Annotated in this window: 21 protein-coding genes; 13 read left to right on the top strand and 8 right to left on the bottom strand. The window is 70.0% G+C overall.

Annotated features, from left to right (window positions below; translation table 11 throughout):
• Positions 1 to 19 precede the first annotated feature (19 nt).
• The 4 genes from KF887_14775 to KF887_14760 form a co-directional block, all read right to left on the bottom strand.
• Complete coding sequence (locus KF887_14775; protein ID QYK40662.1) at positions 20 to 1,402, bottom strand: FAD-binding protein; 1,383 nt, start codon at positions 1,400 to 1,402, stop codon at positions 20 to 22.
• A gap of 52 nt (positions 1,403 to 1,454) precedes the next feature.
• Positions 1,455 to 2,102, bottom strand: coding sequence for a DUF1638 domain-containing protein (locus tag KF887_14770; GenBank protein QYK40661.1), 648 nt, complete (start codon positions 2,100 to 2,102; stop codon positions 1,455 to 1,457).
• Positions 2,093 to 2,248, bottom strand: a complete 156-nt coding sequence (locus tag KF887_14765) for a hypothetical protein (GenBank protein ID QYK40660.1) — start codon at positions 2,246 to 2,248, stop codon at positions 2,093 to 2,095. Before KF887_14765 ends, KF887_14770 begins: the two co-directional genes overlap by 10 nt.
• Before the next feature lie 155 nt (positions 2,249 to 2,403).
• Complete coding sequence (locus KF887_14760) at positions 2,404 to 3,108, bottom strand: B12-binding domain-containing protein (protein QYK43594.1); 705 nt, start codon at positions 3,106 to 3,108, stop codon at positions 2,404 to 2,406.
• A gap of 112 nt (positions 3,109 to 3,220) precedes the next feature.
• Here KF887_14760 and KF887_14755 point away from each other — a divergent pair, with 112 nt between their 5' ends.
• Entirely contained in the window at positions 3,221 to 4,324 is a 1,104-nt protein-coding gene (locus KF887_14755; GenBank protein QYK40659.1) for a PA0069 family radical SAM protein, read from the top strand.
• Between the two features lie 67 nt (positions 4,325 to 4,391).
• On the opposite strand, the gene bmt is transcribed toward KF887_14755, so the two are convergent.
• Positions 4,392 to 5,402 carry a betaine--homocysteine S-methyltransferase gene (bmt, locus tag KF887_14750; GenBank protein QYK40658.1) on the bottom strand — a complete coding sequence of 337 codons (1,011 nt, stop codon included), beginning with the start codon at positions 5,400 to 5,402 and terminating at the stop codon, positions 4,392 to 4,394.
• A 111-nt stretch (positions 5,403 to 5,513) separates the two neighbouring features.
• Positions 5,514 to 5,828, bottom strand: a complete 315-nt coding sequence (locus KF887_14745; GenBank protein ID QYK40657.1) for a DUF1476 domain-containing protein — start codon at positions 5,826 to 5,828, stop codon at positions 5,514 to 5,516.
• A 179-nt stretch (positions 5,829 to 6,007) separates the two neighbouring features.
• Here KF887_14745 and KF887_14740 point away from each other — a divergent pair, with 179 nt between their 5' ends.
• The 4 genes from KF887_14740 to KF887_14725 all read left to right on the top strand — a co-directional run bounded on the left by KF887_14740 (position 6,008) and on the right by KF887_14725 (position 8,683).
• A complete protein-coding gene (locus KF887_14740; protein ID QYK40656.1) occupies positions 6,008 to 6,472 on the top strand; it encodes a hypothetical protein in 465 nt (154 codons plus the stop codon).
• An 82-nt stretch (positions 6,473 to 6,554) separates the two neighbouring features.
• Positions 6,555 to 7,322: a phosphoribosylaminoimidazolesuccinocarboxamide synthase gene (locus tag KF887_14735; protein ID QYK40655.1), complete on the top strand. Its 768-nt coding sequence runs from the start codon at positions 6,555 to 6,557 to the stop codon at positions 7,320 to 7,322.
• 10 nt (positions 7,323 to 7,332) lie between these two features.
• Entirely contained in the window at positions 7,333 to 7,575 is a 243-nt protein-coding gene (gene purS / locus KF887_14730; GenBank protein ID QYK40654.1) for a phosphoribosylformylglycinamidine synthase subunit PurS, read from the top strand.
• A gap of 70 nt (positions 7,576 to 7,645) precedes the next feature.
• Positions 7,646 to 8,683: an alcohol dehydrogenase catalytic domain-containing protein gene (locus KF887_14725; protein ID QYK40653.1), complete on the top strand. Its 1,038-nt coding sequence runs from the start codon at positions 7,646 to 7,648 to the stop codon at positions 8,681 to 8,683.
• A 14-nt stretch (positions 8,684 to 8,697) separates the two neighbouring features.
• Here KF887_14725 and KF887_14720 read toward each other — a convergent pair whose 3' ends face one another.
• The gene (locus tag KF887_14720) at positions 8,698 to 9,549 is read right to left on the bottom strand and encodes a LysR family transcriptional regulator (GenBank protein ID QYK40652.1); all 852 of its coding nucleotides are present in this window, start codon (positions 9,547 to 9,549) and stop codon (positions 8,698 to 8,700) included.
• 160 nt (positions 9,550 to 9,709) lie between these two features.
• Between KF887_14720 and KF887_14715 the strand changes: the two genes are divergently transcribed.
• From KF887_14715 to KF887_14680, 8 genes are all read left to right on the top strand, one after another.
• A complete protein-coding gene (locus KF887_14715) occupies positions 9,710 to 12,139 on the top strand; it encodes a GcvT family protein (GenBank protein QYK40651.1) in 2,430 nt (809 codons plus the stop codon).
• Positions 12,136 to 13,182 carry a zinc-binding dehydrogenase gene (locus tag KF887_14710; protein ID QYK40650.1) on the top strand — a complete coding sequence of 349 codons (1,047 nt, stop codon included), beginning with the start codon at positions 12,136 to 12,138 and terminating at the stop codon, positions 13,180 to 13,182. Before KF887_14715 ends, KF887_14710 begins: the two co-directional genes overlap by 4 nt.
• Positions 13,179 to 15,620 carry a GcvT family protein gene (locus KF887_14705; GenBank protein QYK40649.1) on the top strand — a complete coding sequence of 814 codons (2,442 nt, stop codon included), beginning with the start codon at positions 13,179 to 13,181 and terminating at the stop codon, positions 15,618 to 15,620. Before KF887_14710 ends, KF887_14705 begins: the two co-directional genes overlap by 4 nt.
• Entirely contained in the window at positions 15,617 to 16,450 is an 834-nt protein-coding gene (locus tag KF887_14700) for an isocitrate lyase/phosphoenolpyruvate mutase family protein (protein QYK40648.1), read from the top strand. The genes KF887_14705 and KF887_14700 overlap by 4 nt, the downstream gene beginning before the upstream one ends.
• A gap of 64 nt (positions 16,451 to 16,514) precedes the next feature.
• A complete protein-coding gene (locus KF887_14695) occupies positions 16,515 to 18,056 on the top strand; it encodes a trimethylamine methyltransferase family protein (GenBank protein QYK40647.1) in 1,542 nt (513 codons plus the stop codon).
• A gap of 7 nt (positions 18,057 to 18,063) precedes the next feature.
• Complete coding sequence (locus KF887_14690) at positions 18,064 to 19,494, top strand: aldehyde dehydrogenase family protein (protein QYK40646.1); 1,431 nt, start codon at positions 18,064 to 18,066, stop codon at positions 19,492 to 19,494.
• Complete coding sequence (locus KF887_14685) at positions 19,491 to 20,381, top strand: NAD(P)-dependent oxidoreductase (protein QYK40645.1); 891 nt, start codon at positions 19,491 to 19,493, stop codon at positions 20,379 to 20,381. Before KF887_14690 ends, KF887_14685 begins: the two co-directional genes overlap by 4 nt.
• Positions 20,382 to 20,523: 142 nt before the next feature.
• Positions 20,524 to 21,993, top strand: coding sequence for an amidophosphoribosyltransferase (locus KF887_14680; GenBank protein ID QYK40644.1), 1,470 nt, complete (start codon positions 20,524 to 20,526; stop codon positions 21,991 to 21,993).
• A gap of 74 nt (positions 21,994 to 22,067) precedes the next feature.
• Here KF887_14680 and KF887_14675 read toward each other — a convergent pair whose 3' ends face one another.
• Positions 22,068 to 22,658, bottom strand: a complete 591-nt coding sequence (locus tag KF887_14675) for a biotin transporter BioY (protein QYK40643.1) — start codon at positions 22,656 to 22,658, stop codon at positions 22,068 to 22,070.
• Between the last annotated feature and the right edge of the window lie 113 nt (positions 22,659 to 22,771).

Raw genomic sequence — 22,771 nt, 5'->3', positions numbered from 1 at the left:
GCAAAGCCTTCCGGTTCGGTCACGCCGCAGGATCCTGCGGCACGAGCTTGCCGGGATTCATCAGGTTCAGCGGATCAAGCGCGCGCTTGATGGCGCCCATGACCTGCCAGCCCTCGCCATGCTCCGCCGCCATGTATCCCAGCTTGCCCATGCCGATTCCATGCTCGCCCGTCACCGTGCCGCCCAGCCGCAGCGCCCGTTCGGCCATGCGCGCCGACAGCCGCGCGGCCTCGGCCAGTTCGGTTGAGCTTTGCCTGTCAACCAGAAGGATTGCATGGAAATTCCCGTCTCCGACATGGCCGAGTATGGGGCCCTGAAGCGGGCTGTCGGCAATGTCCGCGCGGGTTTCCTCGACCGCCTGCGCCAGCCGCGACATCGGCACGCAGACGTCGGTGACAAGTGCCGTCGATCCCGGACGCAGGGCGAGGCAGGCGTGATAGGCCCGGTGCCGCATGCGCCAGAGGCGCGCGCGGTCCTCGGCGGCCTGCGCCCAGCGAAACTCCGACGCGCCGAAGTCGCCCGCGATCTCTCCGAAGCGCCGGCTCTGCTCCGCGACGCCCGCCGGGCTGCCGTGAAACTCGACCAGCAGATGCGGCAGCGGCGGCAGCGCTTCGCCGGAATGGGCATTGCAGGCCGCGACCGAGGCTTCGTCGAGGAATTCGATCCGGGCCATCGGGATGCCGGACTGGATCGTTGCGGTCACGCAGTCGACGGCTTCGGCCATGCCGGGAAAGGCGCAGACGGCGGCGGCCACCGCCTCGGGCTGGCCCTGCAGCCGCAGGGTCAGTTCGGTGATCAGGCCCAGGGTGCCCTCGGCACCTGTAAAGAGGGCCGTAAGATCATAGCCTGCCGAGGTTTTCGGCGCGGCTGTCCCGGTGCGGATCACCCGTCCGTCGGCCAGCACGACCTCGAGCGCCAGCACGTTGCCGCGCATCGTGCCGTAACGCACCGCCGTCGTGCCGCTGGCCCGGGTCGAGGCCATGCCGCCAAGCGTCGCATTGGCGCCAGGGTCGACCGGGAAGAACAGGCCGGTGGCGCGCAATTCCTCGTTCAGCCGCTCGCGGGTGATGCCGGGCTGGATCACCACCGTCATGTCCTCGGGATTGACCCGCAAGACCTTGTCCATGCGCGTGAAATCGACCGTCACACCGCCGCGCAGCGGCAGCGCGTGCCCTTCCAGCGAGGTGCCGGCGCCCCATCCGACCATGGGCAGGCGGTGCGCGGTGCAGATGCGGGCGATGGCGGCCACCTCGTCCGTTGTCGAGGGGAACGCCACGGCATCCGGCAGCCCGCCCGCCACCCAGGTTTCGCTGGCGGCATGTTGTTCGCGGATCGGCCGCGTGGTTGCAAGCGCCGCGCCAAGGACTGCGGAAAGCTCGGCAAGTGCTTGTTCTACAGACATTTGTATCTCCCTGCCGATGCAGGTTACGGGAAGTGGTGCGGCGGGGGAAGCATCAGGATGCGCGGGATGCCAGGAAGCCCGCGAGATCGCCGTAGCCGGTAAACCGGCGTTCATAGGCAAGCCCCAGACGTTCGGCCGCGGCGCGGGCGCGGGCGTCGAGATCGGGGTCGTCGGTCTGGGCCTGGTAGACCAGCTTGGTGTAGTTGCCGAAATACATGTCGCGCAGCTCGGGATGCCGGTCCAGGCCCATCGGCCGCCAGACGAAGGCGTCGAACTGGCGGGTCAGGAAATCGGTCAGGTAGAATGCGGTTATTTCGGAATCAGCGTGTTCGGAAAAGACATCGTTGCCTTCAAAAAACGAATAGCAATGGGGCCCCTGTATCATTTCTACGCCAAGTTCCTTGCACTTTTCCTGCAAACCCCCACCAGTTCCGCAGTCGGCGTAGAGAATGAGGATCGTCGCGTAACTGTCGCGCCACCGCAGCACGGCCGCTTCGACCGCCGCGGTGATCCGGTCGGGCCAGAGATGCAGGTTGGCGGGCAGGCAGTGCAGATCGAGATAGTCCCATGAATTCAGTCGCTTGAGCGCCAGAACTTCGCGGGCCAGGGCGCCGCAGGCGATGGCCAGGACGCGGCCGCGGCCTTCGGGGGGCATTCCCTGCTCGGTCAGGGTGATGTCGTCGGGCGGGTTCACTTCCATCGTCTCAGGCCCGGCCAGAGACTGGCCAAGAGCGCCGCAAGTCCCAGTGCTGCAAGGGGAAATCCGGCCCAGAGGGCCAGCCCCAGGGTCGCCGCCGCGGCGGCGATCACGGCAAGGATGAGCAGGGCGAATGTCCGGGCGGGCATCGGTTTCCTTGCGTCTGGCATCTGTCGGGTCTGCGTCTGGCGCGCGTCTGGCATCCGTCCCGACAGGGGGCGCGATCCGTCAACGGAAAGGTAGGAAAGAAAGGGGCGGGTGCCAAGACCCGCCCCTGCCGGTTCCGGCTGTCGGTGGTGCGGGGTCAGCGCGCGACGGCCTGGTTGTGCTTGCGCAGGATCATCGCCTTGGCGGTTTCCACCGCCACGGCCGCATCGCGGCAATAGGCGTCGGCACCGATCGCGCGGCCGAACTCCTCGTTCAGGGGGGCGCCGCCGACGAGGACGATGTAGTCCTCGCGCATGCCCTTTTCCTTCATCGTGTCGATGACGACCTTCATGTAGGGCATCGTCGTGGTCAGCAGGGCGGACATGCCCAGGATGTCGGGCTGTTCGGCTTCGAGCGCCTCGAGATACTTCTCGACCGAATTGTTGATGCCGAGGTCGCGCACCTCGAATCCGGCGCCTTCCATCATCATCGCCACGAGGTTCTTGCCGATGTCGTGGATGTCGCCCTTGACGGTGCCGATCACCATCTTGCCCATGCGCGGCGCACCGGTTTCCACCAGCAGCGGCTTGAGGATGAACATCCCGGCCTTCATCGCGTTGGCGGCCAGCAGCACCTCGGGCACGAAGAGGATGCCGTCGCGGAAGTCGTTGCCCACGATGGTCATGCCGGCGACGAGCGCCTTGGTCAGCACGTCATAGGGGGTCCAGCCGCGCGAGAGGAGGATATTGACGCCTTCCTCGATCTCTTCCTTGAGCCCGTCATAGAGGTCATCGTGCATCTGGAGCACGAGCTCGTCGTCATCGAGATCGGAAAGGATGATGTCGTCGCCGTCGTCTGCCATGGTATCCTCGCGCGGGCCTGCCTGCCCGTCATCTGCCGCTTCCATATACCGGACTTTCCGGTTTGCGACAGGGTCCGCGTGGAAAGCGGCAGGGCTGGCATTTGTTCGCTCTATGTTCTATCATTCGACGATGCAGCGGGGCAGGGGCATTCTTCCGGGACAGGAGTTGCGCGGCCGGGGGGCCGTGTCGAACGCCGCCGGCCGGTTCGAGGGCAGCACGCGCGAGGCTGTCGATGACGGCTGGGACCTGCCGGAGGAGGCGCGCGTGGTGCGGACCGAGGTGCGGCACGAGCGCGCCCGGTCGGCGCTGAGCTGGAACAGCTCGCCCGATCTGGGCTTTGACCGGGCGGTCAATCCCTATCGCGGCTGCGAACATGGCTGCGTCTATTGCTACGCCCGACCGACCCACGCCTATCTGAACCTGTCTCCGGGGCTGGATTTCGAGACGCGGCTGATCGCACGGCCCGGCATCGGGCAGGTGCTGGCGCGCGAGCTGTCGGCAAGGGGCTATGCGCCCGCCGTGCTGGTGCTGGGGTCGAACACCGACCCCTATCAGCCGATCGAGGCGCGCGAGCGGGTGACGCGCGAGGTGCTGGAGGTGTGCCGCGATTTCCTTCACCCCGTCGGCGTGACCACGCGCGGGTCGCTGGTCGAGCGCGACATCGACATCCTGGCGCCGATGGCGGCACAGGGACTGGCGCGGGTGGGGGTCAGCCTGACCACGCTCGATCCGGCGCTGGCCCGGCGGATGGAGCCGCGCGCGCCCGCGCCCGCGCGGCGGCTGGCGATGATCCGCCGTCTGTCCGGTGCGGGCGTGCCGGTGCGGGTGCTGGTGTCGCCGCTGGTCCCGGCGCTGACCGACCACGAGCTTGAGCCGATCCTGGCGGCGGCGGCGGAGGCCGGGGCGGTGGCGGCCTCGACGATCCCGCTGCGGCTGCCGCGCGAGGTGGCGGGGTTGTTCCGCGACTGGATCGAGGCGGAGTTTCCCGACCGCGCCGCGCGGATCATGGGACGGGTGCGCGAACTGCACGGCGGGCGCGACTATGACCCCGATTTCGGGGTGCGGATGAAGGGGCAGGGTATCTGGGCCGACCTGATGCGCCAGCGGTTCCGCGTGGCCACGGAACGCCTGGGGCTGGCGGTCCGGATGCCGCCGATGCGGACCGACCTGTTCCGGATACCGCCACGGCCGGGGGACCAGCTGAGCCTGTTCTGAAGGTCTGGCGCTTCGCGGCGGCCACGAAGCCGCCACCGCGTGATGGTGGCGGTTGCCCGGGCCAGGGTCAGCCCCGCCGACCCCGCCGTTCGCGCTTCGGCCCGGTGTCGTCGCCGGTGCCGTCCGAGGCCGAGGAAAAGCCGCCAAGCCGCCCCGCGATCTCGTCCAGCGAGGGGCGGGGGCCGCGCGGCCGGGTTTCGAGCGCGGCCCTCATCGCGCGCAGGTGGTCGGGGGTGGTGCCGCAGCAGCCGCCGATCAGCCGCACGCCCGCGTCGCGCGCCAGCACCGCGTAGTCGGCCATCAGGTCGGGTGTGCCGTCATAGTGGATGTGGCCGTCGTGATACTTGGGAATCCCCGCGTTGCCCTTGGCGATCAGCGGGCGTTCGGACCCCTGCGCCACGAAGCCGAGCGCGGTGCGCAGCAGGTCCGAGGCGCCGACACCGCAGTTCGCGCCATAGGCGATGGGCGGGTTCGGCAGCTTTTCGACCAGATCGGCCATGGCGGCCGAGGTGACGCCCATCATCGTGCGGCCTGCCGTGTCAAAGCTCATCGTGCCGCACCAGGGCATCCCGGCCAGGCGCGCTGCCTCGGCGGCGGCCCGGTATTCCTCGGGCGCCGAGATCGTCTCGACCCAGAGCACGTCGACGCCGCCCTCTTTCAGCCCCTCCGCCTGTTCGTGGAACATCTCGACCGCGACGGCATGGGTCAGGGTGCCCATCGGCTCGAAGATATCTCCGGTCGGGCCGACCGACCCCGCGACGATCACCGGGCGGCCTGCACGGTCGGCCACCTCGCGCCCCAGTTCGGCGGCGACGCGGTTCAGTTCGCGCACCCGGCCTTCGGCGGCGTGCAGCTTCAGGCGGCTGGCATTGCCGCCGAAGCTGTTGGTCAGGAACACGTCCGACCCGGCATCGACCGCGCCGCGATAGAGCGCGGTGATGCGGTCGGGGTGATCGACGTTCCAGAACTCGGGGGGGTCGCCGGCCGAAAGGCCCATGTTGAAAAGGTTGGTTCCCGTCGCTCCGTCAAGCAGCAGCACATCGCGGTCGGCCAGAAGGCGGGAAAGCGGATCGGTCATCGGGCACCTGTGTCAAAGCGTCCGCCCCCCATGTCACGGCGGCACGGGGGGCGCAAATGCAAAGCGTTCATGTCGTCATGAGCGCCGCCGCAGGACCGGCGGCGGGGGCGGTCAGCCCTCGGACATCAACTGGGCCTTGGCGACGGGCGCAAGCTCGGCCAGCTTGGCGCGGATCGTGTCGGGGGTCGCGCGGGCGCCCAGATCGGCCGCCACCTTGCGCACGACATCCTCGGAGCCCGCTTCCTCGAAATCGGCCAGCACCACGGTCTTGGCATAGGCGTCGGCCTCGTCGCCCGAAAGGCCCATCAGGCCGGCGGCCCAGAGACCCAGGAGCTTGTTGCGCCGCGCCTCGGCCTTGAACTGCATCTCGGCATCATGGGCGAACTTGGTCTCGAACGCCTTTTCGCGGTCGTCGAAGGTGGTCATGCGCGTCTCCCTGTTGCTCGGGTGTGGCCGCTATATGCCCCCGTGTCCGGAACCTCGCAAGTGCGCAGCCCCGGAAATGCCCGCCGCGCGCGCCATGCCGCATGTCGGCCACAATGCCGCCGCGATCTGCCGACAGGCTGGGCAGCGGGGCTCTTGCGACGGAAGGTGACGCGGCGACCATGGGACATGCAGCGGTCCAGCGGGAAGGTGCGACGGCGGCGATGCCCCTGATGGGCCGCGACCGGGCCGAGGTTGCGCGCGCCATGCTGTCGGTGGTGATGATCGCGGTGGCGCCCGACGGTGAGGCGCGGGCGGGCGGCGCCGGCCGCGCGCTGGTGATCTGCGCCGACAGCCCTGCCTTTGCCGGGCTCGATGCCGCCGACCTGCGGCAGCTTGCGGGCTGGGTGCTGCGCGCGCTGGCCGGGCGCGGCCCCGGCGCGGTGATCGCGGACGTGCAGGGCCTGTTGTCGCCCGAGCGCGCGGAGACGGCGCTGTGCCTTGCGGTGCGGGCGGTTCTGGCCGGTTCGGCCTCGGCCGGGGCGATGGACCGGCTGGGCGCGCTGTCGCACCGGCTGGGCGTGCCGGTGGACCGGTTCGCCACGATGATCGAGATCCTGCGCATCCTTGACCGGCCCGTCGGCTGATCCCCGCCGTTCTTGCGGCGTCCCCGGCCTTGGCTTATATGGCGGCTCACCGGGCGCCCGCAGGCCCCCGGGTGGAGACCCCATGGCACGCCGCAAGAAGATTTACGAGGGCCAGGCAAAGATCCTCTACGAAGGACCCGAGCCCGGAACGCTGATCCAGTATTTTAAGGACGAGGCTTCGGGCAGCCCGGCCACGCCGATGCGCGCCGCCGTCGAGGGCAAGGGGGTGCTGAACAACCGCCTGAGCGAGTTCTTCATGTCGGGGCTGAACGGCATCGGGGTGCCGACGCATTTCATCCGGCGGCTGAACATGCGCGAGCAGCTCGTCCGGATGGTCGAGATCATCCCGCTGGAGGTCGTTGTGCGCAACTTCGCGGCTGGCGACCTGTCGAGCCGCCTGGGCATTCCCGAGGGCACGTCGCTGCCGCGCCCGATCGTCGAATACTACTACAAGGACGAGAAGCTGAATTCGCCGCTTGTCGCGGAAGAGCATATCGTGGCCTTCGGCTGGGCCAACCAGCAGGACCTTGACGACATCGTGGCGCTGGCGCTGCGGGTGAACGACTTCATGTCGGGGGTGATGATGGGCGTGGGAATCCGGCTTGCGGATTTCCGCATCGAGGTGGGGCGCATCTGGGAAGGCGATTTCATGCGGCTGATCGTGGCCGACGAGATTTCGCCCGACAGCTGCCGCCTTTGGGACCTGCGCGGCCCCGACGGCCAGTTGCTGCCCGAAGGCGCGGTGCGCCCGCTGGGTGCGGCTGGCGACATCTATACCGAACTGGCGCGGCGGCTGGGCGTTCTGCCCTCGAACGTCACGCACACCACGAAGCCCACGCTGATCAACTGAAGAGGTCCCGATGCTCAAGGCGCGCGTGCATGTGATGCTGAAGGACGGGGTGCTGGACCCGCAGGGCGAGGCGGTGCGCCACGCCCTTGGCACGCTGGGGTTTTCCGGCGTGCAGGCGGTGCGGCAGGGCAAGGTGATCGAGCTGGACCTGGCCGCCACCGACCGCGCCGCCGCCGAGGCGGAGGTGCGCGCGATGTGCGAGCGGCTGCTGGCGAACACCGTGATCGAGAAGTTCGCGGTCGAGATCGCCTGACCGGGCCGCGCATGGCTTGACCCCGCCCGGGGTTTCGCGCCCCATTGCGCGACCTGAAGGGGGAAGAGCGATGCGTGCTGCCGTGCTGAGGGCCTATCGGGCCGACCTGTCGATCGAGGATGTGCCGGAACCCGGCTGCGAGGCCGATGGCGTGGTGCTGCGGGTGCTGGCCTGCGGCATCTGCCGGTCGGACTGGCACGGCTGGTCGGGGGAACATCCGCGGGTGAAGCCGGGCCAGATCGGCGGGCATGAATATTGTGGCGAGGTGGTCGAGGCCGGGCCGCTGGCGAAGTGGCGCCCGGGTGACCGGGTGGTCGCGCCCTTCATCCTGGCCTGCGGAATCTGCCCCGACTGCCAGTCGGGCGAGGGCCACACCTGCCGGTCGCAGCGCCTGCCGGGGTTCGTGGAACCGGGCGCCTTTGCCGAGTACGTCCATGTTCCCTTCGCGCACAACCTGGCCCGTCTGCCCGACAGCCTGTCGCCGGTGGTCGCGGCGGGGCTGGGCTGCCGGGTGACGACGGCCTGGCACGCGCTGACCGGGCGGCCCGGCTTGCGGGCGGGCGAATGGCTTGCGGTGCATGGGACGGGGGGTATCGGGCTGTCGTGCCTGATCCTCGGGCGGGCCCTGGGGGCGCGGGTCGTGGTGGTGGATGTGGTGCCCGAAAAGCTTGACCATGCGCGCCGCCTGGGGGCCGAGGCCGCCATCGACGCGCGCGAGGGCGACGTGGCGGCGCGGATCGTCGAGATCACGGGCGGCGGGGCGCATGTCTCGGTCGAGGCGCTCGGCATCGCGGCCACGACGAACGGGTCCATCGAATGCCTGCGGCCGCTGGGGCGGCATGTGCAGGTGGGTATGCCGGTGGGCCACACGGCACGGATGGAAATCAACATGAACGCCATCTACATGAAGAACCTGGCGCTGTTCGGCACGCGCGGGATGCCGGCCTGGCGCTATCCGTCGCTTCTGGACCTGATCGAGCGGGGCGCGGTGGACGTGACGCCGATCGTCGCGCGCGAGGTGGCGCTGTCGGATGCCTCGGCGGAACTGCGGGCCTTCGACGGACCGACCCCGCCGGGGGTGGCGGTGATCTCGGATTTCGCCGCCTGACGGCGCGGCGCGGGTCAGCCGCGCGGCCGGGCGAAGTGCTGGCGCATGATGCGCAGCAGCGTGCGGTGCATGGGCGAGGTGCGGTGGCGCAGGTGGGTTGCCGCCTGCACCGGCTGGCCGATCGCCGGGGCATCGGCCACGGGGCTGACGGCGGCCCCCATGGCGCGGGCGGTATCCTCGAGCACATAGGCCGCGCCGCCCATGGCCAGCAGCAGCGAGGCCACCGCCGCCGACTGCCCCGAGGCCACCGCCGCCTCGGCCATCGCGGGGATCGCGGCGGCCTGTGCGGCAGCGAAGGCCGGGGCATAGTTGGCGCGGATCAGCCGCGCGGGCGCGAGGTCGGCCAGCCGCGCCGGAACCGTCGAGACCAGGATGTAGCGCGCCTCGCCCAGCGTGGTGAAATGCAGGTCGGGCGCGGGGTGGGGCGTGTAGAGGACGGCGAAGTCGAGCCGCCCCTCGGAGATGTCGCGGCACATCTGCGCCGAATAGTCGGGTTCGATGTAGAGCGCGACATCGGGCAGGGCGCGGCGGAACCCCTGCGCCCAGTCGCCCAGCCCATGCGCCGCCAGGTCCGACTGGATGCCGATGCGCAGGTTCAGCGCCGATTCGCCGGTGGGTGTGACGGACCGCTGCGCCTCGGCCCAGGCGTGGCGCAGCGCGCGGGCATGGGGCGCGAACTTCAGCCCCTCGGTCGTCAGTTGCGCCCCCGCGCGCGACCGCGAGAACAGCCGCGTGCCAAGCGCGGCCTCGAGCGCCGCGATGCGGGCCGAGACGGTCGATTGCGTGAGGCCAAGCCGTTCGGCGCTGCGGTGGAAACTGGCCGTCTCGGCGAGGTCGAGGAAGGTCGCGATCTGGTCGGGGTGCATCTGGGGCCGCGCTGTCGGGTGGGGCCGGCGCGGGGTGTCCCGGGAACGGGTGGAACCGGGCGGGCCGTGATCGTCGATTTCGATCAATAAGGGTGACAGCGGCGAATTGAAAGCATCGCGCGGCAGGCAGATGATGGCGCCGGCGAAACGGGGGGCGGCAATGGCGGACTGGCCCATGCATGTGCGGGTGGCGGTGATCGGCGGGGGCGCGGTGGGCGCTTCGTGCCTTTACCATCTGGCGAAGGCGGGGTGGCAGGATGCCGTGCTGCTGGAGGCGAACGAACTGACCAGCGGGTCGACCTGGCACGCCGCCGGGAACGTGCCCACCTTCAGCGCGTCCTGGTCGATCATGAACATGCAGCGCTACTCGGCGGGGCTGTACCGGCGGCTGGGGGCCGAGGTCGACTATCCGATGAACTACCATGTCACCGGGTCGGTGCGGCTGGGCCATTCGCGCGAGCGGCGGATGGAATTTGCCCGCGTGGTGGGCATGGGCCGGTATCAGGGGATGGACCTGGAACTGCTGGACCCGTCGGAAATCGGGCAGAAATACCCCTTTGTCGAGACGCACGACCTGACCGGGGCGCTCTACGATCCCCATGACGGCGACATTGATCCTGCGCAGCTGACGCAGGCGCTGGCCCGGGGGGCGCGGGCCATGGGTGCGCGGGTCGAGCGGTTCTGTCCGGTCACCGCGGTGCGGCGCGAGGCCGGGCTTTGGGTCCTGGCCACGCCCAAGGGCGAATGCCGGGCCGAGGTGGTGGTGAACGCCGCCGGATACCGGGCCGCCGAGGTCGGCGCGATGTTCGGCCGCCGCGTGCCGATGATGGTGATGAGTCACCAGTATCTGCTGTTCGACACGATCCCGGAACTGGAGCAGTGGTCGAAGCAAGCGGGGCACAAGCTGCCGCTGCTGCGCGACGTCGATTCGAGCTACTATCTGCGGCAGGAGAAGATGGGGTTCAACCTGGGGCCCTACGAGGACCCCTGTCGCGCGCACTGGGCCACGCCCGATGACCCGATGCCCGAAGATTTCGCGTTCCAGTTGTTCCCCGACGATCTGGACCGGCTGGAATGGTGGATCGAGGATGCGGCGCGGCGGGTGCCGCTGCTGGCCAACGCGAACCTTCAGAAGGTGATCAACGGGCCGATCCCCTATACCCCCGACGGCAATCCGCTGATCGGTCCGATGCCCGGCGTGCCGAATGCCTTCGAGGCCTGCGTGTTCACCTTCGGCATCTGCCAGGCGGGCGGGGCGGGCAAGGTGCTGGCGGAATGGGTGACCGAGGGCGGCACCGAATGGGACATGTGGTCCTGCGACCCGCGCCGGTTCACCGGCTGGGAGGATGACGACTACCTCGTGGCCAAGGGCAAGGAGGTCTATGGCCACGAATACGCCATGCATTTCCCGATGGCCCGCTGGCCCGCCGCGCCCGACCGGCGGCTGTCGCCGGTGCATGCGCGCCTGACGGCACTTGGCGGCCAGATGGCGCCTTACAACGGCTGGGAACGGGCGGAATGGTTCGCGAAGCCCGGCGACGACACGTCCTGGCAGGCGACGCAGACCTGGGGCCGCGCGGGCCCGTGGGAGGCACGGATCGCCGCCGAATGCGCGGCGGTGCGCGATGGCGTGGGGGTGCTGGACCTGCCGGGCTTCACCCGGCTGCGGCTGGCAGGCCCGGGCGCGCGGGCGCATCTGGCGTCGCTGACCGCGTCGAGGCTGCCGCAACCCGGGCGGACCGGGCTTTTGTATTTCGCCGATGACCGCGGCCGCATCGTTACCGAGATGACCTGCCTTCCCTTCAGCGACGAGGATGTGGGCGTCATCACGGCCGCGGTGGCGCAATCCCACGATGCCGACATCCTGCGCAGGGGCCTGCCCGAGGGCGTCACGCTGGAGGACTGGACCGATCGCATCCACTGTTTCATCGTCACCGGACCGAAGGCGCGCGCGCTGCTTGCGCCGATCTCGGACGCCGACCTGACGCTGCCCTGGCTGTCGGTGCAATATGCCGCGAGGGTGGCGGGGAAGGATGTCGCGCTGCTGCGGGTGTCGTTTGCGGGCGAGCTGGGCTGGGAAATCCACTGCGACCGGGCCGACGCGCCCGAGATCTACGACGCCTTGCTGCACGGCGGGGCCATCCCCTTCGGGATGCGGGCGCTGAACAGCCTGCGCATCGAAAAGGGATACCGGGCGTGGAAGGGCGACCTTTCCACGGACTATTCGCTGCTGGAGGGCGGGCTGGAGCGGTTCGTCGACTGGGGCAAGGATTTCCCCGGAAAGGCGGCGCTTCTGGCCGAGAAGCAGCGCGGGCTTGCCAAGCGGTTCGTGGCGCTGAAGGTGGCGGACTGTCCCTGCGATCCGCCCTACATGGCGAACCTCTGGCATGGCGACCGTATCGTGGGCGAGGTGACATCGGCCGCGATGGGCCACCGGGTCGGGCATGTCGTGGCGCTGGGCATGCTGCGGGCGGACCTTGCGGCGCAGGGGCAGCGGCTGGAGGTGGAGGTGTTCGGCGCGCGCATTCCCGCGGAGGTCGCGGGGTTCGGCGCGCAATGGGACCCGGCCAACGAAAGGCTGAAGGCATGAGCCTGCCCGCCGTCATGTGCGGGGTGCAGCTTGTGGCCCACGGCGGGCCCGTGGCGCTGGTCTGGCGCGAGGACATTCCCGTGCCGCGCCCCGGCCCCGGTCAGGTGCTGGTGCGGGTGCTGGCGGCGGGCGTGAACATGACCGACATCAACACGCGGCTGGGCTGGTACGGCGTGGGCGACGCGGGGGAAGGCAAGGCGGCGGGCTGGGCGGGCGAGATGGCCTTTCCGCGCATCCAGGGGGCCGATCTCTGCGGCCGGGTGGTGGCGCTGGGCGAGGGGGTGACGGCGCCGGCCCTGGGCGCCCGCGTCGTCTGCCCGGTCAACCAGCACGAGCCGACCGCGGCCAACGCCATCGCCTTCGTCGCCATCGGGTCGGAGTTCGACGGCGCCTTCGCGCAATACTGCGTGGTGCCTGCGCGGCATCTGCATGACGTGACGCCCTCGCCCCTGTCGGACGTCGAGATCGGCGCGATGCCATGTGCCCACGGCACGGCGCACAACCTGCTGACTCGCGCGGGCGTGGCGGCGGGTGAACGGGTGCTGGTGACGGGCGCCTCGGGCGGGGTGGGGCTGGCCGCGGTGCAACTGGCGCTCCTGCGCGGGGCCGAGGTGACGGCGCAGTGCAGCCCGGCCAAGTCCGCGCCCCTGCGCGCGATGGGGGCCGAGATCCTGCCGCGCGATGCGGTGCCCCCGGCGGGCCGGTTCGACGTGGTGATCGACGTGGTGGGGGGCGGGGGCTGGCAGGACCGGCTGGACGCGCTCCGCCCCGGCGGCCGCTATGCCACCTCGGGCGCGGTGGGGGGCCCGATGGTGCAGGGCGACCTGCGGCGCATCTATCTGAACGACCTGACGATCCACGGCGCCACGCACCAGCCGCGCGAGGTGTTCGCGGGGCTGGTCACCCTGATCAACACCGCACGGCTGCGCCCGGTGGTGTCGAACACCTATCCCCTGCGCGACATCGTCCGCGCGCAGGACGATCTTGCGGCCGGGCGCTATCCCGGCAAGCTCGTGCTGATCCCGCCGGAGGCCCTGCCATGACCGTTCCCACCCAGGCACGCGCGGTCGTCATCGGCGGCGGCATCTCGGGCGCCTCCGTCGCCTATCACCTGGCCGAGGCCGGCTGGACGGATGTGGTGGTTCTGGAACGCCGCAGGCTGACCTGCGGCACCACATGGCATGCGGCGGGGCTGATCGGGCAGTTGCGCGGATCGGCCAACATGACGCGGCTGGCGCGCTATTCCGCCGATCTCTACCGGCGTCTCGAGGCCGAGACGGGCGTCGCCACCGGCATGCGGCAGGTGGGAAGCATCTCGGTCGCGCTGACGGCGTCGCGGCTGGAGGAACTGCGCCGCCAGGCCACCGTCGCACGGATTTTCGGGGTCGAGGTCGAGGAGATTTCGACAGCCCGGATCAAGGAGATGTATCCGCTTCTTGAGGTGGCGGACGTGACCGGGGGCGTGCATCTGCCGCTGGACGGCCAATGCGATCCGGCCAACATCGCCATGGCGCTGGCCAAGGGCGCGCGGATGAAGGGCGCGCAGATCCACGAGGGCGTGCGCGTCACCCGCGTCACCACGGCAGACGGCCGCGTGACCGGCGTCGACTGGGACGCCGGCGGCGAGACCGGGCACATCGCCGCGGAGGTGGTCGTGAACTGCGGCGGCATGTGGGGGCGCGACCTGGCAGCGGCCAGCGGCGTGACCCTGCCGTTGCACGCGGCGGAGCATTTCTACCTGGTGACCGAGCCGGTGGCGGGGCTGGGCCACCTGCCCGTGCTGCGCGTGCCCGACGAATGCGCCTATTACAAGGCCGACGCGGGCAAGATGATGGTCGGGTTCTTCGAGCCGCGGGCAAAGCCCTGGGGGATGGACGGCATCCGCGCCGATTTCGAGTTCGACACCCTGCCCGAGGACTGGGACCATGTGGCGCCGGTGCTGGAACTGGCGTCGCGGCGGATGCCGCTGTTCGAGACGACGGGCATTCACACGTTCTTCAACGGTCCCGAAAGCTTCACGCCCGATGACCGCTATTACCTGGGCGAGGCGCCGGAACTGGCCGGCTACTGGATCGCGGCGGGCTACAACTCGGTCGGCATCGCATCCTCGGGCGGGGCGGGGATGGCGCTGGCACGCTGGATCGTCGACGGCGCGCCGCCTTTCGACCTGTGGGAGGTCGACATCCGCCGCGCCATGCCGTTCCAGCGGAACCGCAGGTATCTGAAGGACCGGGTGAGCGAGACCCTGGGCCTGCTTTATGCCGACCACTGGCCCTACCGGCAGATGACGACGTCGCGGGGCGTGCGGCGGTCGCCCGTGCATCACCTGCTGGAGGCGCGGGGCGCGGTCTGGGGCGAGGTCGCGGGCTGGGAGCGGGCGAACTGGTTTGCCGAACCGGGGGGGCCGCGCGACTATACCTTCGGCTGGGATCGCCAGCCGTGGTTTGCCAACGTTGCCGCCGAACACCACGCGGTGCGCAGCGGTGTCGCCTGTTTCGACATGACAAGCTTTGGCAAGATCCGGGTCGAGGGGCGCGATGCCACCGCCTTCCTCAACCGCGTCTGTTCGGCCGAGATGGACGTGGCACCGGGGCGCATCGTCTATACGCTGATGCTGAACGACCGGGGCGGCATCGAGGCCGACCTGACCGTGACGCGGCTGTCGGATGGCGCCTATCTGCTGGTCGTGGCGGGCGCGGTGCTGACGCGCTGCCTCGCCTGGCTGCGCGGGCATGTCGACGGCGATTTTGCCGTGGTCACCGACATGTCGGCCGCCGAGGCCTGTTTCGTGGTGATGGGGCCAAGGGCGCGCGAGGTGATGGGCGCGCTCAGCCCCGACGACTTCGGCAACACCGCCTTCCCCTTCGGCACCGCGCGCGAGATCGAGGCGGGCATGGGTATCGCGCGGGCGCATCGCGTGTCCTATGTGGGCGAGCTTGGCTGGGAGCTTTACGCCGGGGCCGACCAGGCCGCCCATGTCTTCGAGGCGCTGATGCAGGCGGGCGCGGGGCCGGGAATGCGTCTGGCGGGGCTGCATGCACTGGATTGCTGCCGGATCGAAAAGGCGTTCCGCCACTGGGGCCACGACATCACCGACGAGGATCACGCGCTTGAGGCGGGGCTGGGCCATGCGGTGCGCAGCACCAAGCCCGGCTTCATCGGGCGCGATGCCGTGCTGCGGCGGCGGGACGAGGGGCTGCGGCGGCGCATGGTGCAACTGCGCCTGAAGGACCCGGCGGTCATGCTGTACCACAACGAGGGGCTGGTGCGGGACGGGCGCATCGTCGGCCCGGTGACATCGGCCGCCTACGGGCACTGGCTGGGCGGGGCGATCGCGCTTGGCTACGTGCCCTGCGCGGGCGAGACGGCGGCCGATGTGCTGGCCTCGGCCTATGAGATCGAGGTGGCGGGCGTGCGCCATGCGGCCGAGGTGTCGCTGGTGCCGATGTACGACCCCAAGGGCGAAAGGATGCGGGCATGAGGCTGGCGGACCGTCATCAGGCATTTGCCGAGCTTCACCGCGCCGGCTGTTTCGTGCTGCCGAACCCCTGGGATGCCGGATCGGCGCGGATGATGGCGGCCCTGGGCGCGCCTGCGCTGGCCACCAGTTCGGCGGCACATGCCTTCACGCTGGGGCGGCCCGACATGGGCGGCGTCAACCGGGACGAGGCGCTGGCCCATGCCGAGACGATGGTGGCCGCGACCGGCCTGCCGGTATCGGGCGACTTCGAGAACGGCTTTGCCGACGATCCCGACGGTGTCGCCGAAACGGTGCGGATGGCCGCCTGGGCCGGACTGTCGGGCTGCTCGATCGAGGACACGATGATGGTGCCGGGCAATCCCGCCTATCCGCGTGACCTGGCGGTCGAACGGGTGCGCGCGGCCGTGGCGGCGGCGCGGGGGCTGGGCCGGCCCTTTGTCCTCTGCGCGCGGGCCGACGGGGTGATGAACGGCGCCTATGACATGGCCGAGGGCATTGCGCGGCTGCGGGCCTTCGGGGTGGCGGGTGCCGATTGCCTGTACCTGCCCGCGCCGCCCGACCTGCCGGCGCTGCGCGCGGTGCTGGCGGCAGTGGATGCGCCGGTCAACGTTCTGGCGGCGGGCTTTGTCAGGGGCATGGCGGTGGCCGATCTGGCCGCGATGGGCGTGCGCCGCATCTCGACCGGCAGCCAGATCGCGCGGGTCACCCATGCCGCCATACGGGACTGCATGGCGGGAATGCTGGGGCAGGGCACCTTTGCACCGCTGTCAGGGGCGGCAGCGGGTGGCGAGATCGACGCGCTTCTGGCGAAGGGCGGCGCGGGACGGTGATGGGGGCGGGCCGGGCGCCAGGTGCCCGGTCGGCAGGGCGGGCCAGGATGAAAGGGCCAGGGGAATGAGCGACGAGGTCTGTGCGCCGGTGCGGGCGCGGGGCGGGCGGGCGGCCCGGGTGGCGGCGCGGGCGGCGGGCCTGTCGCCCGAGGCGCGCCCGGTGCGGGGCGGGATGCCCGGCGGCCAGTACCGGCCGCTGACCGAGGCGGGCATGCTGCGCATCCACCAGGCGGCGCTTCAGGCGCTCGAGGAGATCGGGCTGAGCCAGGCGCCGCGCTCGGGCGTCGAGATCCTGACCGGGGCCGGGGCGGTGCTGGGCGATGACGGGCGCATCCGGTTTCCGCGCGCACTGGTCGAGGACATGCTGGCGGTGGCCGCGCGCGACATCACGCTGTTTGCCCGCGACCCGCGCCATGACCTGCACCTGACCGGCAGCAACGTGCATTTCGGCACGGCGGGCGCGGCGGTGCATGTGGTCGACCCCGTCACGCTGGCCTATCGCGATTCCACGGCGCAGGACCTGTATGATGCGGCCCGGCTGGTCGAGCATCTGGACAACGTGCATTTCTTCCAGCGGATCTGCGTCTGCCGCGACGTGGTCGACAACTTCGACATGGACGTGAACACGCTCTACGCCTGCCTCGCGGGCACGCAGAAACACGTCGGCACCTCGTTCAGCGACCCGGCGCATGTGAAGGGCTGCTTTGATCTCCTGCACATGGTGGCGGGGGGCGAGGACCAGTGGCGCGCGCGACCCTTCGTCAGCAATTCCAACTGCTTCGTCGTCCCGCCCATGAAGTTCGCCGAGGAAAGCTGCGTCACCATGGAGGCCTGCATCCGGGCCGGGATGCCCATGCTGCTGCTGTCGGCCGGGCAGGCCGGGGCCACGGCGCCCGCGCCGATCGCACTGGCCATCGTGCAGGCGGTGGCGGAATGCCTGGCGGGTGTGGTCTATGCCAATGCCATCGTGAAGGGTGCGCCCTGCATCTTCGGCACCTGGCCGTTCGTGTCCGACCTGCGCACCGGCGCCATGTCGGGGGGCAGCGCCGAGCAGGCGCTGCTGACGGCGGGCTGCGCGCAGATGCACCGGTTCTATGGCCTGCCGGGGGGCGCGGCGAGCGGCATCTCGGATTCCAAGCTGCCCGACATGCAGGCGGGCTGGGAGCAGGGCATCACCAATGTGCTGGCGGGGCTGGCGGGCCTGAACATGTGCTACGAGTCGGTGGGGATGCATGCCTCGCTGCTGGGGTTCTGCCATGAATCGCTGGTGCTGGGCGACGATCTGCTGGGGCAGGTGATGCGCTGCGTGCGCGGCATCGAGGTGACCGAGGACAAGGTGTCGATCGACGCGATGAAGCAGGTCTGCCTGGGCGGGCCGGGGCATTATCTGGGCAGCGACCAGACGCTGAGCCTGATGCAGACCGAATATGTCTACCCCGTCGTCGGCAACCGGATGAGCCCCAAGGAATGGGGCGAGGCCGGGCGGCCCTTGCTGCTTGACGCGGCGCGTGCGCGGATGGAGTCTATCCTCGGCCGGGCGGGCTGCGTGCTGCCACCCGCCGTCGATGCCGCCGTCAGGGCGCGGTTCAACATTCATTTCCGGTGAGGTCAGGATGGCTTGGGACAATCTGCTGAAGTTCTACGTGAACGGGGAATGGGTCACGCCGCTGTCCGCCGAGCGGATGGGTGTCGAGAATCCCGCGACGGAAGAGATCGTGGCCGAGATCGCACTGGGATCGACCGCCGACGCCGACCGCGCCATTGCAGCCGCGCGCGCGGCCTTCGACGGCTGGACGGTGGTGCCGGTGGCCGAGCGCATCGCGATCGTCGAGCGCATCCTCGATGAATACAACGCGCGCGCCGAGGAATTCGCGCAGGCCATGTCCACCGAGATGGGCGCGCCGATCACCTGGGCGCGCGACGCGCAGGTCTGGGCCGGGCGGGTGCATCTGGAATCGACCATCGCCGCCGGGAAGGACTTCGAATGGGAGGTAATGCGCGGCGAGACGCTGCTGATCCGCGAGGGCATCGGGGTCTGCGCGCTGATCACGCCGTGGAACTGGCCGATGAACCAGATCGCCTGCAAGGTGGCCCCCGCGCTGATCGCAGGCTGCACGATGGTCCTGAAGCCGTCCGAGATCGCGCCCCTGTCGGGCGTCCTGTTCGCCGAGGTCTGCCATGCGGCGGGTGTGCCTGCGGGCGTCTTCAATCTTGTCAACGGCATGGGGCCGGTGGTGGGGGCGCATATGTCCGCGCACCCCGAGGTCGACATGGTCAGCTTCACCGGTTCCACCCGCGCGGGCACGGCGGTGGCCGCTGCCGCCGCGCCGACGGTGAAGCGCGTGGCGCAGGAACTGGGCGGCAAGTCGCCGAACATCATCCTGCCCACGGCCGACCTTGCGGCCGCGGTGGCGGGCGGGGTCGAGGGCTGCATGGGCAATGCCGGCCAGTCCTGCGACGCGCCGACCCGCATGTTCGTGCCGCGCGCCCGGCATGACGAGGCCTGCGCGGTGGCCAAGGCGGCGGCCGAGGCGATCGTCGTGGGCGATCCGCGCGACGAGGGCACCGGGATGGGCCCGCTGGTGTCGGGCCTGCAATGGGAAAAGGTGCAGCGGCTGATCGCGGCCGGCATCGCCGAGGGCGCGACTCTGGTGACCGGCGGCACCGGACGGCCCGAGGGCGTGAACCGCGGCTGGTTCGCACGGCCCACGGTGTTCGGCAATGTCACCAACGAGATGACTGTTTCGCGCGAGGAAATCTTCGGGCCGGTGCTGGCGATCCTGCCCTATGACAGCGTGGATCAGGCGGTCACCATGGCCAATGACACGCCCTATGGCCTGGCCGGCTATGTGCAGGGCCCGGTCGATGAGGCGCGCGCGGTGGCGCGGCGGCTGCGGGCCGGGCAGGTGTCGCTGAACTATCCGGCCTGGGATACCCATGCGCCCTTCGGCGGCTACAAGCAGTCTGGCAACGGGCGCGAATATGCGGACTGGGGTATCCACGACTTCTGCGAGGTCAAGGCAGTGGTGGGGCACGGCGCATGACATACGGCTATGTCGGTCTGGGCAACCTGGGGTTCCACCTGGCCGGGGGGCTGGTGCGCGCCGGGCTGGATGTGGTGGCCTATGACCGCGACCCGGACAGGCCCGCGCCCGATGGGGCGGGCCGTGCCACCTCGCTGGAGGATCTGGCGCAGCGGGTCGACCATGTGGTGACCTGCCTGCCGTCGCCCGCCGCATCCGAGGCGGTCCTGGCGGCGCTGCTGCCGCATCTGAAACGCGGCGCGACCTGGATCGAGAATTCGACGCTGGGGCGGGCCGACGTGCTGCGGCTGGGCGGGCTGGCCGAAGGCGCCGGGGTGTCGATGCTCGAGGCGCCGGTCACCGGCGGCGTGCATCTGGCCGCGCGCGGCGAGATCACAATCCTGGCGGGCGGCCCCGCCGATCTGGTGGAACGCCACCGAACCGCCCTGTCGGCCATGGGCGGGCGGCTGTTCCACATGGGGCCGCTGGGCAGCGCGGCGGTGATCAAGGTGATCACCAACATGCTGGCCTTCGTGCATCTGCTGGCGGATGGCGAGGCGCTGATGCTGGCCGCACGCGGCGGTCTTGACCTGAAGACCGCGTGGGAGGCCATCGCCGCATCGTCGGGCAACAGCTTCGTGCACGAGACCGAGGGCCAGCTGATCCTGAACGGCAGCTATGATGTGGGCTTCACCATGGATCTGGCGGTCAAGGATCTGGGGTTCGCGATGGACTACGGGCGGGAATTCGGTGTGCCGCTGGGGCTGGCGGCCCAGGCCATGCAGACCTTCCTGCAGGGTCGCGCGGCCTATGGCGGGGCGGCGCAGTCGACCGCCATCGTGCGGTTGCTCGAGGATGCGCTGAAGACGGAACTGCGCGCCGACGGCTTCCCGGCCAGGCTGGTCTAGGGCGCGGTGGGGGCGGCGCGATTTGCGGCAGCGCGCCCGGCCCGGATGCCGTTTGTGCGATGTGGCGTGACGGGTGCGTGACACTCGGGCGCGCAGGCACTACATCAGGCGCATCGCGATCCTGGGATTCGGAGCCTCGCCCATGGAACCCTTCCGCCACCCCTTCGATCCGCTGTCCGACGACAAGCTGCACGAGGAATGCGGCGTGTTTGGCGTGATCGGCGTGCCGGAGGCCGCGAATTTCGTGGCGCTCGGCCTGCATGCGCTGCAACACCGGGGGCAGGAGGCGGGTGGCATCGTCAGCTATGATCCCGACCACGGGTTCAACTCGGTCCGCCGCTTCGGCTATGTGCGCGACAATTTCACCAATGCCTCGCTGATGCAGACGCTGCCCGGGGGACTGGCCATCGGGCATGTGCGCTATTCCACGGCAGGGTCAAAGGGGGCGACCGCGATCCGCGACGTGCAACCCTTCTTCGGCGAGTTCTCGATGGGCGGAGCGGCCATCGCGCATAACGGCAATCTGACGAACGCCTCGGCGCTGCGCCGGGAACTGATCGAGCGGGGCTCGATCTTCCAGTCGTCCTCCGACAGCGAATGCATCATCCACCTGATGGCGCGGTCGATCCAGAAGACCATTGCCGAACGCATCAAGGACGCGCTGCGACGGGTCGAGGGGGCGTTCTCCATCGTCGCCATGACCCGCACCAAGCTGATCGGCGTGCGCGATCCGCTGGGGGTGCGGCCGCTGGTGCTGGGACGCCTCGGGGACGAGGGGTGGGTGCTGTCGTCGGAAACCTGTGGGCTGGACATCATCGGCGCCGACTTCGTGCGCGAGATCGAGCCGGGCGAGATGGTCATCGTCGAGAACGGCAAGGTTGCCACCTCGCGCCCCTTCGCCCATGCCCCGGCCCGCCCCTGCATCTTCGAGCATGTCTATTTCAGCCGCCCGGATTCGATCCTCGGCGGCCGGTCGGTCTATGAGACGCGGCGCCTGATCGGGATCGAACTGGCGCGCGAGGCGCCGGTCGAGGCAGATCTGGTCTGCCCGGTGCCCGACAGCGGCACCCCGGCCGCGATCGGCTATTCCCAGGAATCCGGCATCCCCTTCGCCTTCGGCATCGTGCGCAACCAGTATGTCGGCCGCACCTTCATCGAACCGACCGAGCAGATCCGCAACATGGGCGTGCGGCTGAAGCTGAACGTCAACCGCGCGCTCGTGAAGGGCAAGCGGGTCGTGCTGGTCGATGACAGCGTCGTGCGGGGCACGACATCGCGCAAGATCAAGGACATGATCCTTGAGGCCGGTGCCGCCGCGGTGCATTTCCGCATCGCCTCGCCGCCGACGGCCTGGCCCTGCTTCTACGGCGTGGACACACCCGAACGGTCAAAGCTGCTTGCCGCCACGATGTCCGAGGACGAGATGCGCGACTGGATCGGGGTGGACAGCCTGCGCTTTGTCACGCTGGACGGGCTGTACCGCGCGGCGGGGCAGGCGGCCGGGCGCGATCCGGCGGCCCCGGCCTATTGCGACGCCTGTTTCTCGGGCGAGTATCCGGTTGCGCCCTCGGACATGATCGAGAACGGGTTCGAGATGAAGGCGGCGGAATAACCCCGCCGCAGCGGCCGGAATGCGGAACGCCGCCCCGTGGGGCGGCGCCTGCATGTCCGGCAAGGTGCGGCGGATCAGCCCGCGCGCGTCACGGCCTTCCAGCCGCCCGCGATCATCAGCGCCGCGATGGCCGACTTGACGACGCCGCCGATCAGGAACGGCGCGATCCAGCCCGCCCAGACCACCGACAGCGATCCGGCGGTCCAGGGGGCCTGCATGCCCAGCACGCCGGCCAGCAGCGGCCAGCCTCCGCCCGCGACGAAAAGCAGCATCGCAGGCACCACCGCCGCGACGAACAGCGCGGCGAAACCGCGCGCCGCCATGCGTTCGGCCAGCCAGCCGGTCGCCCAGGCCATGCCGACAAAGCCCCACAGGAAGCCTGCGGTCGGGCCGCCAAGCAGCCAGCCGATCCCGGCGTTGCCGCCCGAGAACACCGGCAGCCCCGCCGCACCCTCGGCCAGGTAGGCCAGCACGGTGAGCGCGCCAAGGCGCGCGCCATAGGCCAGCCCGACCAGCGAGATCACCAGCGTCTGCAGGGTCATGGGCACCGGGTACATCGGCACCTCGACGCGCGCCGAGGCGGCGATCAGGATCGAACCGGCCAGAACCATCAGGGCCTGAACGGGCAGGCTGCGGTTGGCAACAAGCGCATGGGAAAGGGTCATCGGCGCGGACCTTCTGCATGGAATGACGACGCCTTGATGACGGCGCCGCCCCGGGGGGTCAAGTCCTCTTGTCATCTGCCGCCCTTGCCCTTTCGTGCCCGGGCACTTATTCC

The sequence above is a fragment of the Paracoccaceae bacterium genome (assembly GCA_019454225.1).
Lineage (GTDB): Bacteria > Pseudomonadota > Alphaproteobacteria > Rhodobacterales > Rhodobacteraceae.
This window is presented reverse-complemented; position numbering and strand designations above follow the sequence as displayed.